Source organism: Mesorhizobium sp. P2_E6 (genome assembly GCF_056403835.1).
Window position 1 is genome coordinate 12,922 of record NZ_JBFUEQ010000004.1, and the last position, 18,882, is coordinate 31,803.

Genomic DNA, 18,882 nt, shown 5'->3' on the forward strand with positions numbered 1-18,882 from the left:
GTGCGGAAGTGTCTGCAAGGCGTCGGCGGGCCGGGCAGCATGAACCCGAAAAGCTGATCGTGATCGCCGAAAACACCGCAATCAATCAAGAGATAGAGCCAAGTCTTGATTCAATTTTGGCCGGACGGCATCGACATCTCACGGGGTTCAACGAGGATATCCGCTTCGATTGCGGCGCTAATGAACGCCGCTCGTGCCGCCGAGGCTTCCTTCCTTCCCGGCCAGGCAGACCTTACGGGCTGCCATGTGCCTTTGCCCCGAGCGCAATCCTCACCGGCTCATCGAAACGCTGGTCCTGCACCACGCCACCTCCCGAAATCGAACGTGCCGACCTAGTTCCTTGTAGTGTGATAGATTTCCTGAGGAAGGTGCAAGATGTCCGATTCCCAAGGCCAGAAAAGTCCCAGACTGATTGTCGTGGTCGCGTTCGACCGCGGCGATGACGGCGAGTTGTTTCCGGCCTTCGGCCCTGCCGACCAGCAGAGCGAGGACCGTGCCATACGCACGGCCAGGGCGCTGGCGGCAAAACATGTCGGCGTCATCGCCTGGAGCCGCGAGGCCGACCCGACACTTGGCGAGTACGGTCCGCCGAACACCCTGTTCGTCAGCGGCGACGTGCCTGACATGGAGTAATCGATCGGCCCCGGCCCCTGGCCCGAACTCGATGTCGGCGGCAAGCCGGTTTCCTAGACCGCCAAGCAAAAGCCCGCCACGGGCGAACCGGAGCGGGCCTTGGAGGAGGACAAGGGGTGGGACCCTTTCCTCTTGTTTCCACGGGGGGTGTGGACCGCGATCACCTTACAAAGTTTTCCAAACAAGCCGGATCACAAGCCGGCTTGCGAAGTTCACATTCCGGTGCGCGCCGAAATCGATGCGGTCACGGGATTGCGATCGGTTCGGCAAGCAAGCGGCTAGATCCGCCCGAGCACGACAAGCACGATGATGATGAGCAGCACGAGCCCCAGACCGCCGCCGCCATAGTAACCGGTGCCATAGAATGGACCGCCACCGAGGCCACTGAAGCCCCCAAGCAGCGCTAAGACAAGAATAATGATTAGTATGGTTCCCAAGCTCATGGTCTTCCCGCTCCCTTTTGTGCGCTTCTGCGCCAGCTGAACACTGCGCCATTCGCGTGTTGCCGAGATGTAAACGCTCTCGACGCAATGGCGTTCCGCCGCCGCAGCGACGACGGACGCCCGGGAACAATCATGCAGGTGTGCGGAAAGCCCGCCGGGATGGCGGGCTTTCCGACCGGACGGACGCCAGGAGAGTGCGGTTAAAGCCTCACGGCCAGTCCGCTCCCGGCGCTCTTGGCGTCAGCGACGTGCGATCAAAAGGCACAGTTGGCGCAGGTCGCGGTCGTAGTCCCCGGAACTGCCGAGGACATCGACGCAGCGCCTCTTCAACCGTGCCACTTGACTGTCCGACATGTCGGCGACGACACCCGGCAGGTTCGGATGTCCCAAAGTACGCGGTGTTCCGAAGTTGCCCAGGTTCCCTGTTGTGCCCGGATTACCGGGATTGCTCGGGTTGATTGAACCAACGCCTCCGCCAACGCCGACGCCGACTCCACCCGTTCCACCAACACTGGCGCCGAGGCCGGCAGTGATGCCGCCAGCCCCGCCGACATCGGCGCCGGCACCGGCATTGATGCCGTTGCTGCCGCCTACGGAAGCACCGAGGCCTGCGTTGACGCCTCCAGTGCCGCCGACCGACGCACCGACGCCGGCATTGACGCCGCCGCTACCGCCCACCGAGGCGCCTGCGCCAAGACCGAGCCCTGCAGTATACGCTGGCAGCGAAAGAACGAAGACTACCGCACCACTTGCCAACACACTGGCGACTGTTTTGATCGAAAAAGTCATAACACTCTCCCTGTTGCCGTTGAGATAAGGCAGTCAGCCAGAGGCCGATTGCGAATTAACCTACGCAGGGAGTGAACTTAAGTTTCACAAAGCGCTTCGCCAGCGCGATTGATGGTGTTAATTTTTGAAATTGTAAAAGTATAAAAATAATAAAATTGACGTACAATCTTCGTGATAACGATGTGAAGCGGATCGTTATGATCGATATGTATTTCGAAGTTTGTTAAGAATCGATTTTTATGGAATTTGTTCGAGGCGGCGCCAGGCCAGAGACCGCATGAACTTTTTGGTCAGGCCGCCGCGATGGGTCCCCGAGCCCGTCAGCGAAAGGTCCGCATCAAAACGCAACGCATTGGCGTCACGGCTGCCCCGATGACGTCAATTTGCGCCAGACAGGAATAGAAGGCGGGTCATGCCAAAACGCTGCCTGCGCGATTGCCGACAAAACGACGACGTTGTGCACGGGCCTTGTTGTCAGACGATCCCGTAGTACAGCCTGTAGCGGACGCGCTTCATATAGTCCCGATATTCCGCCGTGGCGGCAAGCAGCGCCTCTTCGCGCAGGATGCGATGCACCTGGAAGAACGTGATGACGGCGTAGACGGCGAGATTGTAGAAGGAAAAGGCCGACAGCAGGAACAGGACATGGCCGACCAGATAGCCGGCATAGATCGGGTGTCGCACCAGGCGGTAGGCACCCCCGGTCATCACGCCGCGATTGCCCGGCAGAATGGCGAACGAACGCCCCAGCGATGCCTTGCCCCAGATCACGAAACTCAACGCCAGGGCTTGCAGCGGCGCGGCGACATAGACCGGGATGATGGCAACGCCCGGCTCGAAGGTGATGAAGCCGACACCGAAGCTGGCAATCACGGATACGATCACCGTGAGCGGGTTCCAGTCGCGAACCTGCGGCCGCCGCGACAAAAGCAGCCAGGTAAAGGTTAGGATCTCGGACGTCGCCACCAGTGCCACATTGATACGGGTCGGGTCGAGCATGAGGTGGTGTATGCCGCGATAGACAAACAGCCCCGCGAAAGCCAGCGAGCAGAGCCGAAAGAAGCCTTCCCGCAGGTCGACCAGGATTTCCCGCTTTCGGGCTGCGGACAAAATCCCTTCGTCGTTGACGTGCGAAAGGGTTTCAATTTTTGACATGAGCAAGGCCAAGCACCCGGTTATCCCTCGGGGCGACCTTTGCACGCAACCATTGCCGTACGGTTAATCAAGAAGATCAGATCGGCAGCAAAGCGCTTATGTGTCTCCGGACGCCAGCGAACGCCTTCAACGATCGTGCGAAACACGAGCAGGATGTCTCCGGCCCCAGGCAAAGATACGCGTCTCTGCTGTCTTCGGCTCCACAGCAAAGCCGCCGAGGCGCTGCGTGCACAATTGGCCGTGCTCAACCATGTCATGTCGCGGGAAACCGGAGCCACCTGTCGCGTGGCGAAACTCTACGCAGCCGCTTTGTCGCTGCAGGGTGAACCCGGGCGGCATAACCACTCTGCTCTACGAGATCGCGAGGAATTAGCTGGAATCTGCCAATGCGTGCGCGTTTGACGGGAAGCTGCCACGCCACGCGAGTCCTTCGAAGTTTCGAGAATCAGATAGGCTCCCTACCCCAGAGTTGAGTTGCTGAAGTACTCCGCGAATTCAGGGCGTTGCGTCAGAACTTTGCCATCGGCATCGCGCAGAATGCCCGCAGCGAAGAGGTAGTCGCCAATCGCGTGCATCTTGGTCGGATCCATCGTGCCGATTGCGCCATTGTCCCCGCGCAAATAGTGGCCATCGATCAGTGCCTTCAGCGAGGCTTCGATCAGCGCCGGATTTGTCAATGTGTCCTTATTGGCGGCGATCAGAAGTGCGGCAGCCGCATCGGGATGGTCGACGGCGAATTGGTAGCCGCGCCGCGTCGCTTGGACGAAGGCGGCCGCAGGTTTGGGGTTTGCCTGGAGATAGGCCTCGCTCGAGGAGATCAGGGTCGTGTGCTCATCAGGCACGCCATAGTCGGCGTAGACGAAGCTGCGCTGCTTGACGCCTTTCAACCCGGCTTCGACACCTTCCCAGGTCGAGACCTCCAGCGTGAAATCGACCGAACCGTTGGCCAGCGCTTCATAGGCTGAAGTGCCGAGTGTCACCGTCTCGAAATTGCCCTTACCGCCATCGTGGCGGATGATGGTGCCGATCAGGGCGTTTTCCCAGGCGCTGCCGAAGCCGCCATAGGTCAGGCCGTCAAGGTTCCTCGGACTTTTTATCTCGCTGCGTGCCGCGTTGAACACCAGCCGGCCGGTTTCGGATTGCACGACGGCATAGACGCCCTTCAGGTCGGCTCCGGCGGTTTTCTGGGTGAACAGGCTGATGGTGCCGTTGATGCCGAAATCGGCGACGCGGTTGGCGACCAGGGTGCCGGCACCGGTATCGCTGTAGGGCAGGATGTCGACCTCGAGCCCGGCTTCGGAATAGAACCCTTTGTCGCGGGCGACGAACAGCCCGATGTGGTTGGTGTTGACCGTCCAGTCGAGGGCGACGGTGACCTTTTGCGCAGCCGATTGTGCTTGGGCATGGCCAGCTCCGGCCACCAGCGGAAGACCGGAGACAAGGGTGAGCAACAAGGCCTGCCGGCGCGTCAAGTCAGTCATGGTCGTGTCCTTTGGATGAGTGCGGGTTGGGCTCGGGGTTGAGCAGGATGTCGAGTATCTCGGCCTCGATTGCGCTTGTCTGCAACGCGTCAGCGCCGCCAAGGCTGCGCGGGCGCGGCAGCGGCACCTTGATTTCGCGGACGATGCTGGCCGGACGCGCCGACAGCACATAGATGCGGTCGGACAGGAAGACGGCTTCGCGCACATCGTGGGTGATCAACAGTGCCGTCCAGCGATGGCGCCGCCACATCTGCTCGAGCCAGCGCTGCATGGCGGTGCGGGTCAGTGCATCGAGCGCGCCGAACGGTTCATCGAGCAAAAGCATGTCGCGCTCCTGCACCACGGTGCGCAACAGCGCCGCGCGCTGGCGCATGCCGCCCGAAAGCTGCGCCGGAAAATGCCGTTCGAAGCCGGCAAGCCCGAACTCGGCAAACAGCGGCGCAACGCGCGCCCGCGCCGCCTTGCGCCTGATGCCTTGCACTTCGAGCCCAAGCGTCGTGTTGTCGAGGATGCGTCGCCACGGCATCAGCGCGTCACGCTGCGGCATAAAGGCGAAATGCCTGCCGTGGTCGTCGAGCGGCGTGCCGTCGAAGAACATCTCGCCCTCGCCGTGCTGCGCGCCGGTCAGAAGCTGGAACAGCGTCGACTTGCCAGCGCCCGACGGCCCGAGCATGGAGACGAATTCACCGGCACCGACGCTGAGCGAAATGTCGGCGAGCACGTCGAGCCGGCCAAATGCCTTGCGCACATGCCGCAGTTCGAGCCGGCTCATCGCCACGGCCCCGTCCCGGCGGGGTGCTGGCCGGCGGCCCGTTCCCAGGGCATGGCAAGGCGCTGCAGGAGCACCGTCAGCCCAAACAGAGTGAGCGTGAGCGCGGCGCTGACACCGACGGCGGCCAGCACCAGATCGGGGCGGAAATTGTTCTTGGCGTTGAGCATGTAGATGCCCAGCCCCTTCGCGGCACCGGCATATTCGGCGAAGATGGCGCCGACCACGGCATAGGTGATGGAGATCCTCAGGCCGGCGAAGAAATAGGGCAGCGCCGAGGGCAGTCGCGCCAACAAGAAGACGCGCCAGCGCCCTGCCCCCATGGCGCGCAGCATCTGCCCGATCTCGGCCTCCGTCGCCTCGTAGCCCTGCACCAGCGCCACCAGCATCGGAAAGAAGGTGACCAGCGCCACCAGCATGATCTTGGGCATCAACCCGAAGCCGAACCACAGCACCACCAGCGGCGCGATCGCCACCAGCGGCAAGGTCTGGCTGACAATGAAGACGGGAAACAGCGCACGCCGCAGCGGCCGGAAGAAGTCGACCAGCATCGACAGCGCAAAGGCCGCGCTGAGCGAAAAGGCAAAGCCGATCAGCGTGGCCCGGATGGTCGGAATGGCATTGTCGACCAGCGCTTCGCGATTGAGCATCGCCTGCTCGAACACACGCGAAGGCGCCGGCAGTGTCGTCGACTTGATGCCGGAATAAGTGGCATAGAGCTCCCAAGCCAGCAGCAGCAACCCGACCGAAATCATGGCCGGTGCTGCCTTGACAAGAAGGCTCGCGATCGGGCTCGAAGCGGCTGATGATGAGACCACGGGCATAACCTTTGACGGGGTCGCGAATGCGGCCGCTCAGCTGGCCGACGGGCTGTTCGCCGAGACCGTGACGTCGAGGGTTACGTGGCCGGCGCCTGGCCCGAAGCGGCAGAAGGCTTCGTCCAGCGCCGAAAAGATCGCGCCGGCATCCCCGCGCAATTTCGTGCAGAAATGCTTCGAGCGCTCATAGACGCCGGACTGCTTGAGAAAATCGATGCAGCCATAGATCTCTTCCATGTGGTCGTCGGTGCCCATCACATAGAGCGAGAACTGCGCTGCCGCCGGCTGGCCGGTCAAAGCCGCGCCACGCACCGCGGCGATTGCCGCATCCTTGCGCGGGCCGAGGGGGCCGACAGGCCCACCAAGCGCATCGGAACGGCAGATCGGATCATCTGGCTCGCCAGGGCAGCCGCGCGAGATGGTGGCTGACAACACGCAATGTTTGCCGCTGCGTGCCGCCGCCACGAACAGGTCTCGCATCGCCGGAAACAGCACTTCGGGCGGCCCGACCAGCAAGGTCGAGATGTCGTCGGTCTCGATCCTGAGCCGATCGCGGTAGGGGTCGAGCCCATCCAGCGCGCCAAGGATGACGCCGACGAAATCGTCGGCCATGGGATATAGGGAAATCTGTGCGCCTGAAAACATCGCCCGCCTCGCTCCGCTGGTATTACCCAGATCAGCTTCTAGGGTCTGTGGGCTTGCCGCCCCCTTCTCAGCCCCGACCGTACGGAGCACCCCTGTGGATGCGCGGGTTAAAGCACCATTCGAGTTGAAGCGAAAGCCGTTTTTTTGGTGTGCTCCTCCAAAAGCATTGCGCCAGGCCTGCGAAACCGGACCGTCGAGCGACAAACTTTCAACCAACAGGCGTTGTCTGGCGCCCAGTATGCGCATGGCGCAGGAAATCGACGAAGGCCCGTACGGTTGGTGCTGTATGACGCTGCTTCTGATAGCAGAGGAACCAACCGGGAAAGGCCGCGCACCAATCATCCAGCAGCGACACCAGCTTGCCGGCATCGATCAACGGGCGCACGAGGTCTTCAGCCCAAAAGGCGATGCCGACGCCCTGCACGGCGGCGGCAATCGCCATGTCGCGGCTGGAGACGACAAGCGGACCATTGACCACGACCGAGAACCATTCGCCGCCTCTGGCGAATTCCCATGCGTAGGGCCCGGCACTGCCCGGCCGGCGCCAATTGATACAGCGGTGCTGGAGCAGATCGGCCGGTGCCGACGGCGATCCGTAACGGGCGATATAGTCCGGCGAGGCCACGGCGAGTTGGCGCTGCGTGCCGCCAAGCGCCACCGCGACCATGTCAGCTTCGAGAAATTCGCCGAGCCTGGCGCTGACATCATAGCCGGCCTCGACAATATCGACGGCGGCATCGTCGATCGTCACATCGAGCACGATGTCCGGCCATACCTCATGAAAACGGCCAAGCAACGGCTCCAGATAGGTGGCGGCGGCAACGCTGGGCATATGGACGCGCAAGACGCCGGCCGGTGTGTCGCGCAAGGCCGTCGCATCGCCGACCGCCGCCTCCATCTCGGCCATAGCCGGCGCGAAGCGCGCATGCAGGCGCGCGCCGGCTTCGGTCAAGGAGAGGCTGCGGGTCGTGCGGTTGAGCAGGCGCAGGCCAAGCCGCGTTTCGAGCTGACGGATCGTCTGGCTGAGCGTCGACGCTGAAATCCGCAGATCCTCAGCGGCACGGGCGAAGCTGCCATGCGCCACGACAGCGGCAAAGGCTTTCAGCTCGGCATAGTCGCTACCTCGCATTATGCCAGATTCTCCAATGAGTATGATGGCATCCTATCGCATTTTCGGTATGGCTTCTGCTGCCTAGCTTGAGGACATGCCTCGAACGGCTGCAATCATCGGCATCGAGCACACCTGAATTTCCCTCTGAGCAGGAGCAACGAACATGCAGAAACTCAACGGAAAAATCGCTTTGGTGACCGGCGCCTCCTCGGGCATTGGCGCGGCAACCGCGCTGGCGCTGGCGGAGCAAGGTGCTGTCGTCGCCATCGCGGCGCGACGTCGGCAGCGTCTCGACGACCTGGCGGCACGCATCCGCGACAACGGCGGCGAGGCCTTGGCCATCGAGACCGACATCACCGACGAGGCGCAGGCCACAGCCATGGTCCGGCGCGTGCTGGAAAGCCATGGCCGGCTGGACCTGCTGTTCAATGTTGCCGGTGTCGGCGTCGCCGCCCCCTTCCAGAACACCACCACCCGCGAATACCGGGAGATGGTCGACCTCAACATTCTGGGTCTGCTCTACACGATCAACGCGGCGCTGCCGTCAATGAAACGGCAGGGATCAGGCCACATCGTCATCGTTTCGTCGGGCACCGGCCGCTACATCCACCCGTCGGTGGTCTATTCCGGCACCAAGCATGCGGCCAGCGCTATCGCCGAATCACTGCGCCGCGAAATCGGCAAGGACGGCATCCGCGTCACGGTGATCGAGCCGGGCGCGGTCAGGACCGAGTTCACCGCCAATATGCGCGACGATGTTCGGCTGGCTGTCGAGCAAAGGTTGGGCGACATGGAGCAACTGGAGAGCGAGGACATCGCCGCCGCCATGCTCTTCGCGGTCTCGCAGCCACCAAGGGTCAACGTCAATATCCTGACCCTCTATCCGACACAGCAGGCTTGATTCGCGACGGCGGCAAGGTGTGGATCGGGGCCTTGGCCCCGATCCTGTAAACCCTACGAAACCGCCTTCTCGCGAACCGGCAGCTTCCAGCCCGGCCTGACGAAGTGGCAGGTGTAACCGTTGGGGTATTTCTCCAGATAGTCCTGATGTTCAGGCTCGGCTTCCCAGAAGGGACCGACCGGTGCGACCTCGGTGACGACCTTGCCCGGCCACAAGCCAGAGGCGTCGACATCGGCGATGGTGTCTTCGGCGATGAGCTTCTGTTCATCGCTCGTGTAATAGATCGCCGAGCGATAGCTCATTCCGACATCGTTGCCCTGCCGGTTACGGGTCGTCGGATCGTGGATCTGGAAAAAGCGCTCCAGCAGCGTGCGATAGCTGATGACGGCCGGATCGAAATTGATCTCGATGGCCTCGGCATGGGTGCCATGGTTGCGGTAGGTGGCATTGGGCACATCGCCACCGCTGTAGCCGACACGGGTGGAGATGACGCCGGGATAGCGCCGTATCAAATCCTGCACGCCCCAGAAACAGCCGCCGGCAAGCACTGCGCGTTCGGTCGAAGTCGCCATATCACGTCTCCTCAAAAAGCAATTCCAGGAAAAATGCGTAGTGGTTTTCCGTCTGGAATTGCGCAAAAAGCAAGTTGGATCTCCCCATAAATGGGCATTGTCTCTTGCTTCGTCCAGCGGACCGCCCGACCTGCTTCAGTTGCCGGGTTGGGCGAGGCTGTCGATCACACTCGGCAGCTGCGGCGCGCCGGGCGGAACGGCGGCAAAGCTGATCGCCATCGGCGGCGCCTTGAGCGACCAGTCGAAGAGAACGGTTTTGACCGGCAGTTTGCCAAGCCACGCCTGCAGATAGGGTGGCACGTCGCGCCCGGGCCAGACCAGGAGTATGCCGTGATCGCGCAGCCGCTGCTTGGTGATCCAGGGGGCGTACTGCATGTTCAGCTCGGTGAAGATCGACGGCTTGTCATAAGCATTGAGGCCCGCCAGCGGCGCAACAATGTTATGGCCGCCGACGATGTCGAGCCGACCGGGCGTCGCCGCGTGCCAGACGGCTTCTGCCTCATCCGAGATCTTCTGCGCCGGCCAGCAGACGGCGTCCATGCGCCCACGCAGATTGCATTTCGTCCAGCGGATGCCCGCATAGGCACCAGATATGCCGATGATGCAGATGAGCGCGCAGATTACCAGCTTTCGCATCTCGACGGCGCCGAGACGGTGGCCCAGGAAGGCGAGCGCCACGACGCCTGCAAGATTGTACATCGGCGCGCCCCAGGCCTCGCCTGTGCCGGTGAACAGGGACGCCACCATGATGAGGATCGCCGGGCCAAGTCCCATCCACAAGAGATAGACGAGCGTACCGCGCCCGACCGGCTCTTGCGGCGGGGGCGAGCGCCGAAGCAGCCCGGATATCGCCAGCACCAGAAAAAAGCCGCAGAGTCCGGCCGCCTGGACGCCGATATAATAAAAGCGGGAGCGATGCGCCATCACCCACTGATCGCGCCAGGCGGCGTAGGTCAGCGGCAGGAAATCGACGCGGTAGAGCTCGATGGCCAGCGGCGCCGCGACAGCGACGAAAACCGCAAGCCCAAGCCATGGCCAAGGCGTGGCGAGCCGGCTGCGTGCCCGCGCGTCGGACAACAGCCAGATCGCGCCAAACAGCAACAGCAGGCCGGTCGAGAACTTGGCGTAGAGCCCGACGCCCGACACCAGTCCGAGCGCCAGCCACCAGATCGGCCCACCGCCGCGGCCCGCACGCCACAACAGCCAGCAGATAGCGGCCCAGAAGGGCATCTGCGCGTAGTCATGATTGAACTGCGGGGTCGGCCAGCCGAAGAAATAGAGCGACGGCATCAACAGCACGGCGGCCAGCGCACGCCTCTGCCCGAGCATGTCGCGGGCCAGCAGATAGACCAGGACGAACGTCGCCGAGATCGTCAACTGCGCCACGAGATATTGCGGCCAGCGGAACGATCCTGTCAGGAGATGGCTGGTCTCGAGCAGCCATGCCGGAAGTTGCGGATGCTTGTAGGTCAACAGCACCCATTCGCGTCCCCACATAAAGCCTTCGACGACATCGTTGGGCGGTGAGACGTTGATAAGCGCCGGTGCCACCGTCCAGCACAGGATCTGCATCAGGCACAAAAGCGCCAGCAGGTGCCATGGATGACGGATCAGACTGGACAAAACCGATGGGGAATCGACGCCGGCGGCGGGCAATCCCGCCGGCACCAAGTGATCCATGGATCCATCTATCCCCACCATGCGGCGCTTAAATCACATAGTCCGGTTTGACGAACAGCCCCAAAAATCGAAGCTTACGAAAAAGTATAGCTGTGTGCCATTGCAGCACCAAGATCGGGCAGGAGCATCGGCGTCCTCTCTCCAGGCAGGACAGCGTTGCACGTCTGACCCTGTCTGAAAAAATCCGGGTCCCGATGCGCCACCACCATGCCGTCATCCACTACCGTGCGCTCGACTTCTGGATGGCGCGTGCGGCCGTCCTCGTCATCATCTGCCTGCAGCTTCTGGTCATCAACAACCTCTCCTTCGGGCCGCGCTGGCTGGCGCCGGCGCTGGAAGCCGCCCTGCTGCTGCCCTTGTCGGTGGCGACGGCCTGGACACAGGTCGCCACAAGAAAGGCGGTCGAGGATCACGAATGGCATGCGATCGGCCAGTTTCGCATCATGATCCGCAGAACGGCCCTGACCATGACCGCCATCATCAGCGTCATGAATTGCGGCTCGCTGGTCCTGCTGGTGCGAGCCTTGCTGGAGGGGCACGCCGGCAACAGCGGCACGACGCTGTTGATCGACGCGCTCAACATCTGGGTGACCAACGTCATCGTCTTTGCCCTGTGGTTCTGGAGCACCGACCGGGGCGGGCCGCCGACCTGCGGCCTCGTCAAGCTCGCGCAGGCTGATTTCCTGTTTGCGCAGATGACGCTGAACGACCGTGATCTCCGCGATTGGCTGCCCGGCTTCGTCGACTATTTCTTCCTCGCCTTCACCAATGCGACAGCCTTCTCTCCGACCGATACGCTGCCACTCAGCCAACGCGCCAAGCTGCTGATGATGGCCGAGGCCATGATCTCGCTGCTGACCATCGCGCTGGTCGCGGCACGCGCCGTCAACATCCTTGCCTGATCGGGCCGAAACGCAAAAAGGCCCGCCACCTTGCGGCAGCGGGCAGGCTTATGGAGTGCTGGGATCAACCAGCGTAGGGTAAACGAGCGGCGGAGGGGTTGGTTGCCGTTTGCGGTTCACTCCTGCACCCCCGGCTTGAACCTGCGAACGACAAACTCGAACAGGATGTCCGAGATCCACATGGCGCAGACGCCGATCAGGAAAGCCGCGGCAAGCGTGGTGGTGTCGTCGGCGGGGTCGGGCATCGGCAGGCCGGCGATCCTGACATAGGACACCACCGGCAGCGTCAAATAGGCCGCGGCAAGCGCGCCGCAGATCGGTGAGGCGACCATTTCGCGCAGCTTGTAGCGATGCCGCGACAGCGCCCGCAGGACGCCACCGGCAAGGCCGGCGGCGACGACCGGTCCCTTGATGCCGAGCAGGTCGAACAGATCGTGCATCACGGCCTCCATCCACAAAGCGCCTGGCCCTTTTCATTGTGAGCCAGGATCGCCGCCACCGACGCGCCGGAAAGGGTCGCCACCTCTGCCTTTGCCGGCCGTATGGGATGCTCGACCGCGCAGAACGACCCGCCAGCACTTGCGCAGCCGGCCAGCAGGAGCGAGAGCACTATGATCTTGACCACTTCGCTAGCCTCCCCCTGTTGTCGGCCGGCGTCCGGCCGGCAACGGCGTCGTCGATCTTCTGGGCTCGGCTGCGCGCCGCGGCGTCGGCGGCATCTTGCCTGGCCTTCTGGCTGGCCTTGCCCTTGGCGTAGGCCGTCCAGAGACCGGCGAGCGCGGCACCCATTGCAAGCAGATACGGCCACAACTGGCCAAGCATGGCGAGCGCTCCCATCTCATTTCTCCTCGACCGGCGGCGGCGGCGCGACCATGCCGAGCGGACCGTCACGCACCGCGTTGATGATGATCTTGGCAAGGGCGATAGCGCCGCTGATCTGAAGCGCGGTGCGATCGGTGACGCCGAACATCGTCCAGTCGAAGCCGACCAGGGCGCCACCGCAGATGATCGCGATCAGCGTGTTGAGCAGATTGTGCAGCGCGTTGGTGTTGAGGAATTTCATCAAAAGAGGCTCCCGAAAATATCGGTGACGTGCTGCCGGAAGGCCGCGAGCGCTCCGGCGATGAGGACAAGGATGCCGGCGGCGGCAGCAGTCTTGACGGCCGGCGGCACGGGCTGGGCCGCCGGCGCCCCGCCAAAGGCCTTTTCGGCGCCGGGCGACGGCGCGGCCGGCACAGGCGCAGGCGCGGTCACAGGTGTCGCCGACATCAGCAAGGCCTGAGCCCGCACCGACGTGACGCGATCGGACCAGCCGCGCCCGAATGTTGCCCATGTCGGCAGCCGTTTGAGAAACGCCAGCCGCGCATCGCATAGCGCGTCGATGGTGACGCCGGCCGGCCTTGCCCTGGCCGCGGCAAGGGTGGCCGGCCCGATCCGGCCATCCTGGGCGACGCCCAGGGCCGCCTGCAGGGTTTTCGCCGCCCTGCCCGGCCCGCTGTTCACGGCGAAATCGAACACGGCATGGTCGACCCCGTCGGGCAATTCGGCGCCGAGCACCGCATCCCAGTAGTAGCGGCGGAAGACGGTAGCGACCTGCTGGTCGCTGATCTTGCGCAGGTCGGCCTTGGTGGCATTCGCCTTCACATAACGGCGGAAGTTGGCGAGCGTGACACCCTTCATGGTGGCGCCGCCGGGGTCGGCCGGATTGTCCGACCACCCACCTTCCGATTTCAAGACGAGCGCAAGCGCCCGCGCAAAGTTGCGGTCCATGGCAGTTCCTTTCCGCCCTCTCCGGGCAGGTTGCTGAGTTTTGGAATTTGGCTATAGTTGGCGCAGGACGAGGGATCTAACTTGCTGAACAACAATGCGCGAATATTCGCGCTCGATGGGCTGCGCGGCATCGCCGCGCTGTCAGTCTTCCTTCAGCATTTCGCGACCGATACACCCTGGCATCCCCTCACCTTTGCCTGGTGCGGCCTCATCGGCGTTGAACTGTTTTTCGTGCTGTCCGGGTTTCTGATGGGCAGGAAGTATTCGACTGCCCCGATTTCAGGCTCGGCGGTGATCGACTTCTGGGTCAAGCGCGCGGCGCGCGTCCTTCCACTGTTCTTGATCTGCGTGACGGCAGCCTATGCCTGGCTTTTGCTGACAGGTCGCGACCAGCCTTTTTACGGGTTGAAATGGGATGGATGGTGGCACCATTACGTTTTCTGGGCCGGCCAATCCGTGTTCTGGACGATCCCGAGAGAGATCCAGTTCTATCTGGTTTTTCCGCTGATCTGGTGGATTTGCCAGCGTCTGGGCAATGCTGCCAACTTCTTGCTGCTCGCGGCGGCGGCCATTCTCCAGGGAGCCGCTATCGGCACGCCCGTTCTCATGCAGGCCGCCCCTTTGTTTCTCGCCGGCGTCGTCGCCGGGCGTATCGAGCTTGAGCCGGACAAGTCGTACGATGTCCCGTTCGTTGCGCTGCTGGTCCTCTACGTCTTGTCCTGGCCTGGAATGATCGATGTCCTGGAATTGCCAAGATCCCTTTTCGGCGGCACGCTGTACCTTGTCTATCTGCCTTCTCTCGTCCTGGTTTCGACAGCCTCCCCGCTTGCCCAGCGCCTGTTGGGGCGGGGCGTGCTGAAGTGGTATGGCGACATCTCCTATTCCCTCTATCTGCTCCACCTGCCCATCCATGTCGCGCTCAAGATGTGGACGCCAATTTCGCTTTTGCCGAAACCCATCTGGTTCGGGCTGACATTGATCGTTGTGACGATCGCCAGCTACTGTTCATTCCGCTACGTCGAGACGCCGCTGCGTAGACGGATATCGCGCCTGGCGCCCAAGCCACCGGCGCCTCAGCAACCGGTTGCCAATGGCGGTGTTAGATCGGGCCAGCCAGCACCGGAGGAAGCCTCGGGGGCGCCGGCGCTCACATAGCGGCGAACGTTGGCGAACATCACACTGGATGGAACAGCTCGGGTTGGGGAAATACCACTCTGAACCCGAAACGCTCGGCGAGTGGTCCAGTCACTCGGCCGGCTGGATTGTCGAAGCTCTGACGCGCATCCGATCAAGGCATTGCAGACCCTGTCCAGCAGCCACCGCTCGACACGCAAACCGGCCCCTGTCCATGGACTGGCTGCCGGCCCTTTCTCCAACGGTGTAGATGATGAAGCCCGAAATAACGAAGAAGATGTCGACGCCGCCAGGCCCGAAATTGTAGATGTAAGGCGTTGTCCAGTGCCCCCGCATCGGCACGAAAGGGGTGAAGCACATGACTGACCAGGACCATCAATGACGCGACGGCGCAGGCCCTGGACGTTCCGATAGTGCATAGCCCCGAAGTCTCCAAAGCCATCCTCTATCGGCGGTTGCCGGGCAATTCCAGCATGGCACCACCGCCCGGTTTCTGACGAAAAACTTCAAACAGCTTGCTGGATTGCCTCAGTCCTGGCCGCCGCGACAGTTAACGGTGCAGCGCTCGGCTTTTTTGGCTCCACGCCTGCCAGCCGAGCCAACCAGCCGGATTTGTTGATGGGGCGCTCGATCAGATAGAAGCTGACGAAGCCAACCCCGAGGGCTACTGGAACTGAGAAAACCCACAACAGCCTTTGGTCATGCATCCCCGCAAAGCCTGGACTTACGAACAAGGCAACCATCACCGCGTATAGCAGTTGGTGCCATAAATAGAGCGAATAGGATGCGTCACCCAAACGGACCCAAGGCTTCGAGAACGTCCAAGCTTGCCTGATTTCCAAAGCAACGCAGCCGTAAACAATGAAGGCGCTGGGTAGACCGATGCACGAGACGCGCCACATAGGCGGCAGACCCCATCCGCCACTATGTCTCAGAACAGTTGCACCAACAGCAAAGCCGGCCACCCCTACAAGCAGAGTGGACACCGCATAGCCGGAGATTTTCCGCTCAGCCATCAAAGCCACAACGATGCCAAAGGAGAACTCCAAGACGATCGGTATCAGATATGTTGGAAACCCTTGAATATTGGCGACCCACACGTAAAAAACAACGGCAAACCAAAGCGCCAAAACAACCAGAATGCGGCGCGGAAACACCAAGATCGCCAGCGCGCACATACTGTAGAAAATCATCTCATATTGCAGTGTCCAAGCCGCCAGGATTCGGTTGTTCGGCGAATTGATGAGCAGCGCCAATTCCCACCATGGTTTCTGAGGCAGCGCGCGTGAGCCAAGATCAACCGTTGTCATCAGGAGCGAGGCAACGCCGAAAGCGACCCAATAGACTGGGTAGATGCGAAACACGCGCTTCACGGCAAACTCTCGGCAAGAGCGCCACCGTCCGCCGATCTCCGCTTTCTTGCCCAGCCTGTCGGCGGCCAAAAAGACCACGAAGCCCGAAATCACAAAGAACAGATCTACGCCACCCGGCCCGACAGCGCTCGGTATTGGTTCCATCCAATGGCCGTAGAAATGAACCCACACCACCATTAGAGCCGCGACGGCCCGAAGACCCTGGATGTTTTTATAGAGCATCGCGGATGGATACCAGCGGAGAGCTGGCGCCGCAACATCCGTGGCCTAGGAGGCGTCGAGCTCGACAGAGCATTGATGGGTAGCAACCGCACCCGTCGTAGAGTTCACCACCCGCACCGACAAGCTGTCACCAGCCGACACCGCCACTATGTTGACCGTATCGGCGGACACAAGCACTGCCGCCGTAGTGGTGCAGGTCAGAAGAGTTCCCACCCCGTTGATGAATAGCGTGTAGGTGTATGTCTGCGACGCGCCCGGAACGAGGTTGGCAAGCGCTCGCAGGTTTTTCACGACCCCTGCGAACGGCACGGTAATCGCCGGGTTGAGAGCCGACGTTACGGAGGCATGCGCCCCAATGTACGATGTTGTATTTGCCGCCACAGTGCCGCCCGCCGAGGTGAGCGCCAAGACGCCCTTGACGACGCTGGTGCGCTTAGGCGTCGACAACCCGAAGCTCGCCCTTGCGCAAGCATGCGCGATCTTGGTGCGGGCGCTACGGGTCTCGTGGATGTTGTCAAAGACGTTGGTGTCAACTCGGTTCTGATCGCCGCTCCAGTTAAGATATCGGGCAATAGTCGGCCCGCAAATCTTGCCGGCGTCCACAAAGGCCACGGGCTTGCCGGCGTCTCGATAGGTAGCAACGACGCGGCGGATGGTCTCGCGATAAATAGGCACGTTGCTGCCGCTGCCAGAGTTCTGGCCGATACCGCCATAGGTCTGCGCCGCCGCCCTTGCGTAGAACTGCGGCGTCAGCAGGACGATTGCCCTCGCACCGGCTGCAAGAGCCCGGTCAAGGAGCAAAGCGAAATCCGACGCAAACGATGAAACAGCAGTTGAGATCTGCGCGTCGTTTGTTCCTAGCCCTATAAAAACATCCGTGTAACCCGATATAGGTTCCGCATTTATGCGCACGAGTTGTTGCGCCAATATCTCCCCAGCAACAGCCAGGTTCTTGGAAAATTCCCATTGGGTACCCATCGAGCCCTGCATGATCCGCGCGACATCACGCGGCCAGCCGATCATAATGTCATCCATCTTGCTATCGCCGATGAACAGCGCGCGGATCGGGCGCGGTGCAAGCCGTGTCGGGCTCCGCGTCTTGACGACGTTCTGAAAATTGGCGACTTCCGAACCGGATGCAGGACGAAGGGCACCGGGTCCGATGAGCAAGGCTGGCGACGCCAACTCACCATCGGCGATGATGACGCCGTTTAGACCAATCTGGTAGCGAGTGGGCGTGATCATATCGACCGTGATCGACGCCTTTGTAAGCTGGTAAGCAGGTTCAACGTCGGTCGGGCCGCCGTCACCGAAGTGCTGGACCGTGGCTTCGGTGAACGTGCTGGCAGCCGTCAATTTCTTATGCGTCATCGCGCCGCCGACAGCAGCATAGATCGCGTGATAGCCACCGTTGTAGTACAGAACGACATAGCCAACGTCGGTCGCGTTGTAGCCGCTGGCCCACGAATATTGACACCCAACCTCTGGAATGAAGCCGGCAAAGATCAGCGTGTTTGTAGGGGCGGCCGACCAGTCAATATTAATCAGGTTTGCCGCTTTCGAGACGCCTGTCGACGAGGCGATCAACGTGTTCCCATTTGGCCACGAAAAGCGGTTCATCGCGGCTGTGGTCATGTCAATGACGGTCGGTTCCTCGTGGGCCACGTTGCCATCCGTAAGCCAGTCGAACTTGTCGACCGGCTCGCCATGAAACCTAAAGGTGCTGTGAAGGGTGGCGCTGAGGAACGTAAGTGCCCCGGTCCCGACCACCGTTACGGCGGGGTCGCCGTTGGCTTTCTGCGTTTGCGTTCGGTCGTTGTAAACGCCAGGTCCGGTGAAGGTGGGATTGCAGGATGCATCGATCAGCAAGCCGGTGAAATCGCTCGTCGTGGCGAAGTAGAAAACGCCCGTAGCTTTGGTGAGCATGACCAGAGTGTCGACGCTACCCAGCGTTACCTTCGCCAATGCCCATGCGGCGTCATTGTCCGTTACGCCATCATCGATAAAGCCGAATTCCGTCGAATAGCGCTCCGTTCCAATATGCCCGAGCGACCACAGCGAAAAGGTGATGGCGCTGGTTCCTATCACCGGCTCGAACGCCAGGAATGAATAGACGAAATCGGCCTGCGAACCTTGCTGGACCCGGACAGAGGTCCCCTTCTGCATAGTCCGCGACGTGCGCGCGTCAGTTGCGCGGTACCATACGCCTTCGCTGGCCGTGTAAATGCCATTGGTTGATTGGTCCGATTGGTTCTTCACCAGCACCCGGTCGCCGACCTCGGTCAGCACGCCGTCGATGGTCTTCAGACCCGACAAGATGATGTTGCCCGTGGTTGCCAGGCGCACGGGTTCTCGTTCGCCGGTCAACAGGCGAACGGCGGCAGTTGCAGGTCGGGCCATAAGGCTTGCTCCATGAAAAAAGCCTCGCGAAAGCGAGGCTGTGAAAGTTGCGGATTGTGTGGCGGTTTAAATGCGGCCTGGCCC

Annotated in this window: 21 protein-coding genes and 1 riboswitch; of the genes, 4 read left to right on the forward strand and 17 right to left on the reverse strand. The window is 61.8% G+C overall.

The window, feature by feature from the left end:
• Positions 1–375: 375 nt before the first annotated feature.
• Positions 376–633 carry a hypothetical protein gene (locus AC1D08_RS10680; RefSeq protein WP_457151265.1) on the forward strand — a complete coding sequence of 86 codons (258 nt, stop codon included), beginning with the start codon at positions 376–378 and terminating at the stop codon, positions 631–633.
• A gap of 278 nt (positions 634–911) precedes the next feature.
• Here AC1D08_RS10680 and AC1D08_RS10685 read toward each other — a convergent pair whose 3' ends face one another.
• The 8 genes from AC1D08_RS10685 to AC1D08_RS10720 form a co-directional block, all read right to left on the reverse strand.
• A complete protein-coding gene (locus AC1D08_RS10685; protein ID WP_457151266.1) occupies positions 912–1,076 on the reverse strand; it encodes a DUF3309 family protein in 165 nt (54 codons plus the stop codon).
• Positions 1,077–1,316: 240 nt separating this feature from the next.
• Entirely contained in the window at positions 1,317–1,865 is a 549-nt protein-coding gene (locus tag AC1D08_RS10690; protein WP_457151267.1) for a hypothetical protein, read from the reverse strand.
• 474 nt (positions 1,866–2,339) lie between these two features.
• Positions 2,340–2,975 (reverse strand): methyltransferase family protein, encoded by a 636-nt coding sequence (locus AC1D08_RS10695; RefSeq protein ID WP_457151268.1) that lies wholly within the window; start codon positions 2,973–2,975, stop codon positions 2,340–2,342.
• Positions 2,976–3,478: 503 nt separating this feature from the next.
• Positions 3,479–4,501 (reverse strand): ABC transporter substrate-binding protein, encoded by a 1,023-nt coding sequence (locus AC1D08_RS10700; protein WP_457151269.1) that lies wholly within the window; start codon positions 4,499–4,501, stop codon positions 3,479–3,481.
• Positions 4,494–5,273 carry an ABC transporter ATP-binding protein gene (locus AC1D08_RS10705; RefSeq protein ID WP_457151270.1) on the reverse strand — a complete coding sequence of 260 codons (780 nt, stop codon included), beginning with the start codon at positions 5,271–5,273 and terminating at the stop codon, positions 4,494–4,496. Before AC1D08_RS10705 ends, AC1D08_RS10700 begins: the two co-directional genes overlap by 8 nt.
• Positions 5,270–6,025, reverse strand: a complete 756-nt coding sequence (locus AC1D08_RS10710) for an ABC transporter permease (protein ID WP_095091792.1) — start codon at positions 6,023–6,025, stop codon at positions 5,270–5,272. Before AC1D08_RS10710 ends, AC1D08_RS10705 begins: the two co-directional genes overlap by 4 nt.
• A gap of 99 nt (positions 6,026–6,124) precedes the next feature.
• The gene (locus tag AC1D08_RS10715) at positions 6,125–6,733 is read right to left on the reverse strand and encodes a YkoF family thiamine/hydroxymethylpyrimidine-binding protein (protein ID WP_095091410.1); all 609 of its coding nucleotides are present in this window, start codon (positions 6,731–6,733) and stop codon (positions 6,125–6,127) included.
• Positions 6,724–6,837, reverse strand: a riboswitch (TPP riboswitch). (Overlaps the previous gene by 10 nt.)
• Before the next feature lie 104 nt (positions 6,838–6,941).
• A complete protein-coding gene (locus tag AC1D08_RS10720) occupies positions 6,942–7,862 on the reverse strand; it encodes a LysR family transcriptional regulator (protein WP_457151271.1) in 921 nt (306 codons plus the stop codon).
• Positions 7,863–8,007: 145 nt separating this feature from the next.
• Between AC1D08_RS10720 and AC1D08_RS10725 the strand changes: the two genes are divergently transcribed.
• Positions 8,008–8,745, forward strand: a complete 738-nt coding sequence (locus tag AC1D08_RS10725) for an SDR family oxidoreductase (protein WP_457151272.1) — start codon at positions 8,008–8,010, stop codon at positions 8,743–8,745.
• Between the two features lie 53 nt (positions 8,746–8,798).
• Here AC1D08_RS10725 and msrA read toward each other — a convergent pair whose 3' ends face one another.
• Positions 8,799–9,317: a peptide-methionine (S)-S-oxide reductase MsrA gene (gene msrA / locus AC1D08_RS10730; protein ID WP_457151273.1), complete on the reverse strand. Its 519-nt coding sequence runs from the start codon at positions 9,315–9,317 to the stop codon at positions 8,799–8,801.
• A gap of 135 nt (positions 9,318–9,452) precedes the next feature.
• On the reverse strand, positions 9,453–10,997 hold the full coding sequence (locus tag AC1D08_RS10735) for a glycosyltransferase family 39 protein (RefSeq protein ID WP_457151274.1): 1,545 nt from the start codon (positions 10,995–10,997) through the stop codon (positions 9,453–9,455).
• Positions 10,998–11,191: 194 nt separating this feature from the next.
• On the opposite strand from AC1D08_RS10735, the gene AC1D08_RS10740 reads away from it, so the two are divergent.
• On the forward strand, positions 11,192–11,899 hold the full coding sequence (locus tag AC1D08_RS10740; RefSeq protein WP_457151275.1) for a hypothetical protein: 708 nt from the start codon (positions 11,192–11,194) through the stop codon (positions 11,897–11,899).
• Positions 11,900–12,015: 116 nt separating this feature from the next.
• Here the strand turns inward: AC1D08_RS10740 and AC1D08_RS10745 are convergent, their stop codons facing one another.
• The 5 genes from AC1D08_RS10745 to AC1D08_RS10765 are packed head-to-tail and all read right to left on the reverse strand — an operon-like array spanning position 12,016 to position 13,669.
• A complete protein-coding gene (locus tag AC1D08_RS10745) occupies positions 12,016–12,339 on the reverse strand; it encodes a hypothetical protein (protein ID WP_095091790.1) in 324 nt (107 codons plus the stop codon).
• Positions 12,339–12,524, reverse strand: a complete 186-nt coding sequence (locus AC1D08_RS10750; RefSeq protein WP_095091404.1) for a hypothetical protein — start codon at positions 12,522–12,524, stop codon at positions 12,339–12,341. The genes AC1D08_RS10745 and AC1D08_RS10750 overlap by 1 nt, the downstream gene beginning before the upstream one ends.
• The gene (locus AC1D08_RS10755; protein WP_457151276.1) at positions 12,509–12,736 is read right to left on the reverse strand and encodes a hypothetical protein; all 228 of its coding nucleotides are present in this window, start codon (positions 12,734–12,736) and stop codon (positions 12,509–12,511) included. Before AC1D08_RS10755 ends, AC1D08_RS10750 begins: the two co-directional genes overlap by 16 nt.
• Position 12,737: 1 nt before the next feature.
• Positions 12,738–12,962, reverse strand: a complete 225-nt coding sequence (locus AC1D08_RS10760; protein WP_457151277.1) for a hypothetical protein — start codon at positions 12,960–12,962, stop codon at positions 12,738–12,740.
• Positions 12,962–13,669, reverse strand: a complete 708-nt coding sequence (locus AC1D08_RS10765; RefSeq protein WP_457151278.1) for a glycoside hydrolase family 108 protein — start codon at positions 13,667–13,669, stop codon at positions 12,962–12,964. The genes AC1D08_RS10760 and AC1D08_RS10765 overlap by 1 nt, the downstream gene beginning before the upstream one ends.
• An 81-nt stretch (positions 13,670–13,750) precedes the next feature.
• On the opposite strand from AC1D08_RS10765, the gene AC1D08_RS10770 reads away from it, so the two are divergent.
• A complete protein-coding gene (locus tag AC1D08_RS10770) occupies positions 13,751–14,824 on the forward strand; it encodes an acyltransferase family protein (RefSeq protein WP_477423091.1) in 1,074 nt (357 codons plus the stop codon).
• Between the two features lie 485 nt (positions 14,825–15,309).
• Here AC1D08_RS10770 and AC1D08_RS10775 read toward each other — a convergent pair whose 3' ends face one another.
• Together AC1D08_RS10775 and AC1D08_RS10780 are read right to left on the reverse strand one after the other, a co-directional pair.
• Positions 15,310–16,398, reverse strand: a complete 1,089-nt coding sequence (locus tag AC1D08_RS10775; protein WP_477423093.1) for an acyltransferase family protein — start codon at positions 16,396–16,398, stop codon at positions 15,310–15,312.
• A 45-nt stretch (positions 16,399–16,443) separates the two neighbouring features.
• The gene (locus AC1D08_RS10780) at positions 16,444–18,798 is read right to left on the reverse strand and encodes a hypothetical protein (RefSeq protein WP_477423095.1); all 2,355 of its coding nucleotides are present in this window, start codon (positions 18,796–18,798) and stop codon (positions 16,444–16,446) included.
• Between the last annotated feature and the right edge of the window lie 84 nt (positions 18,799–18,882).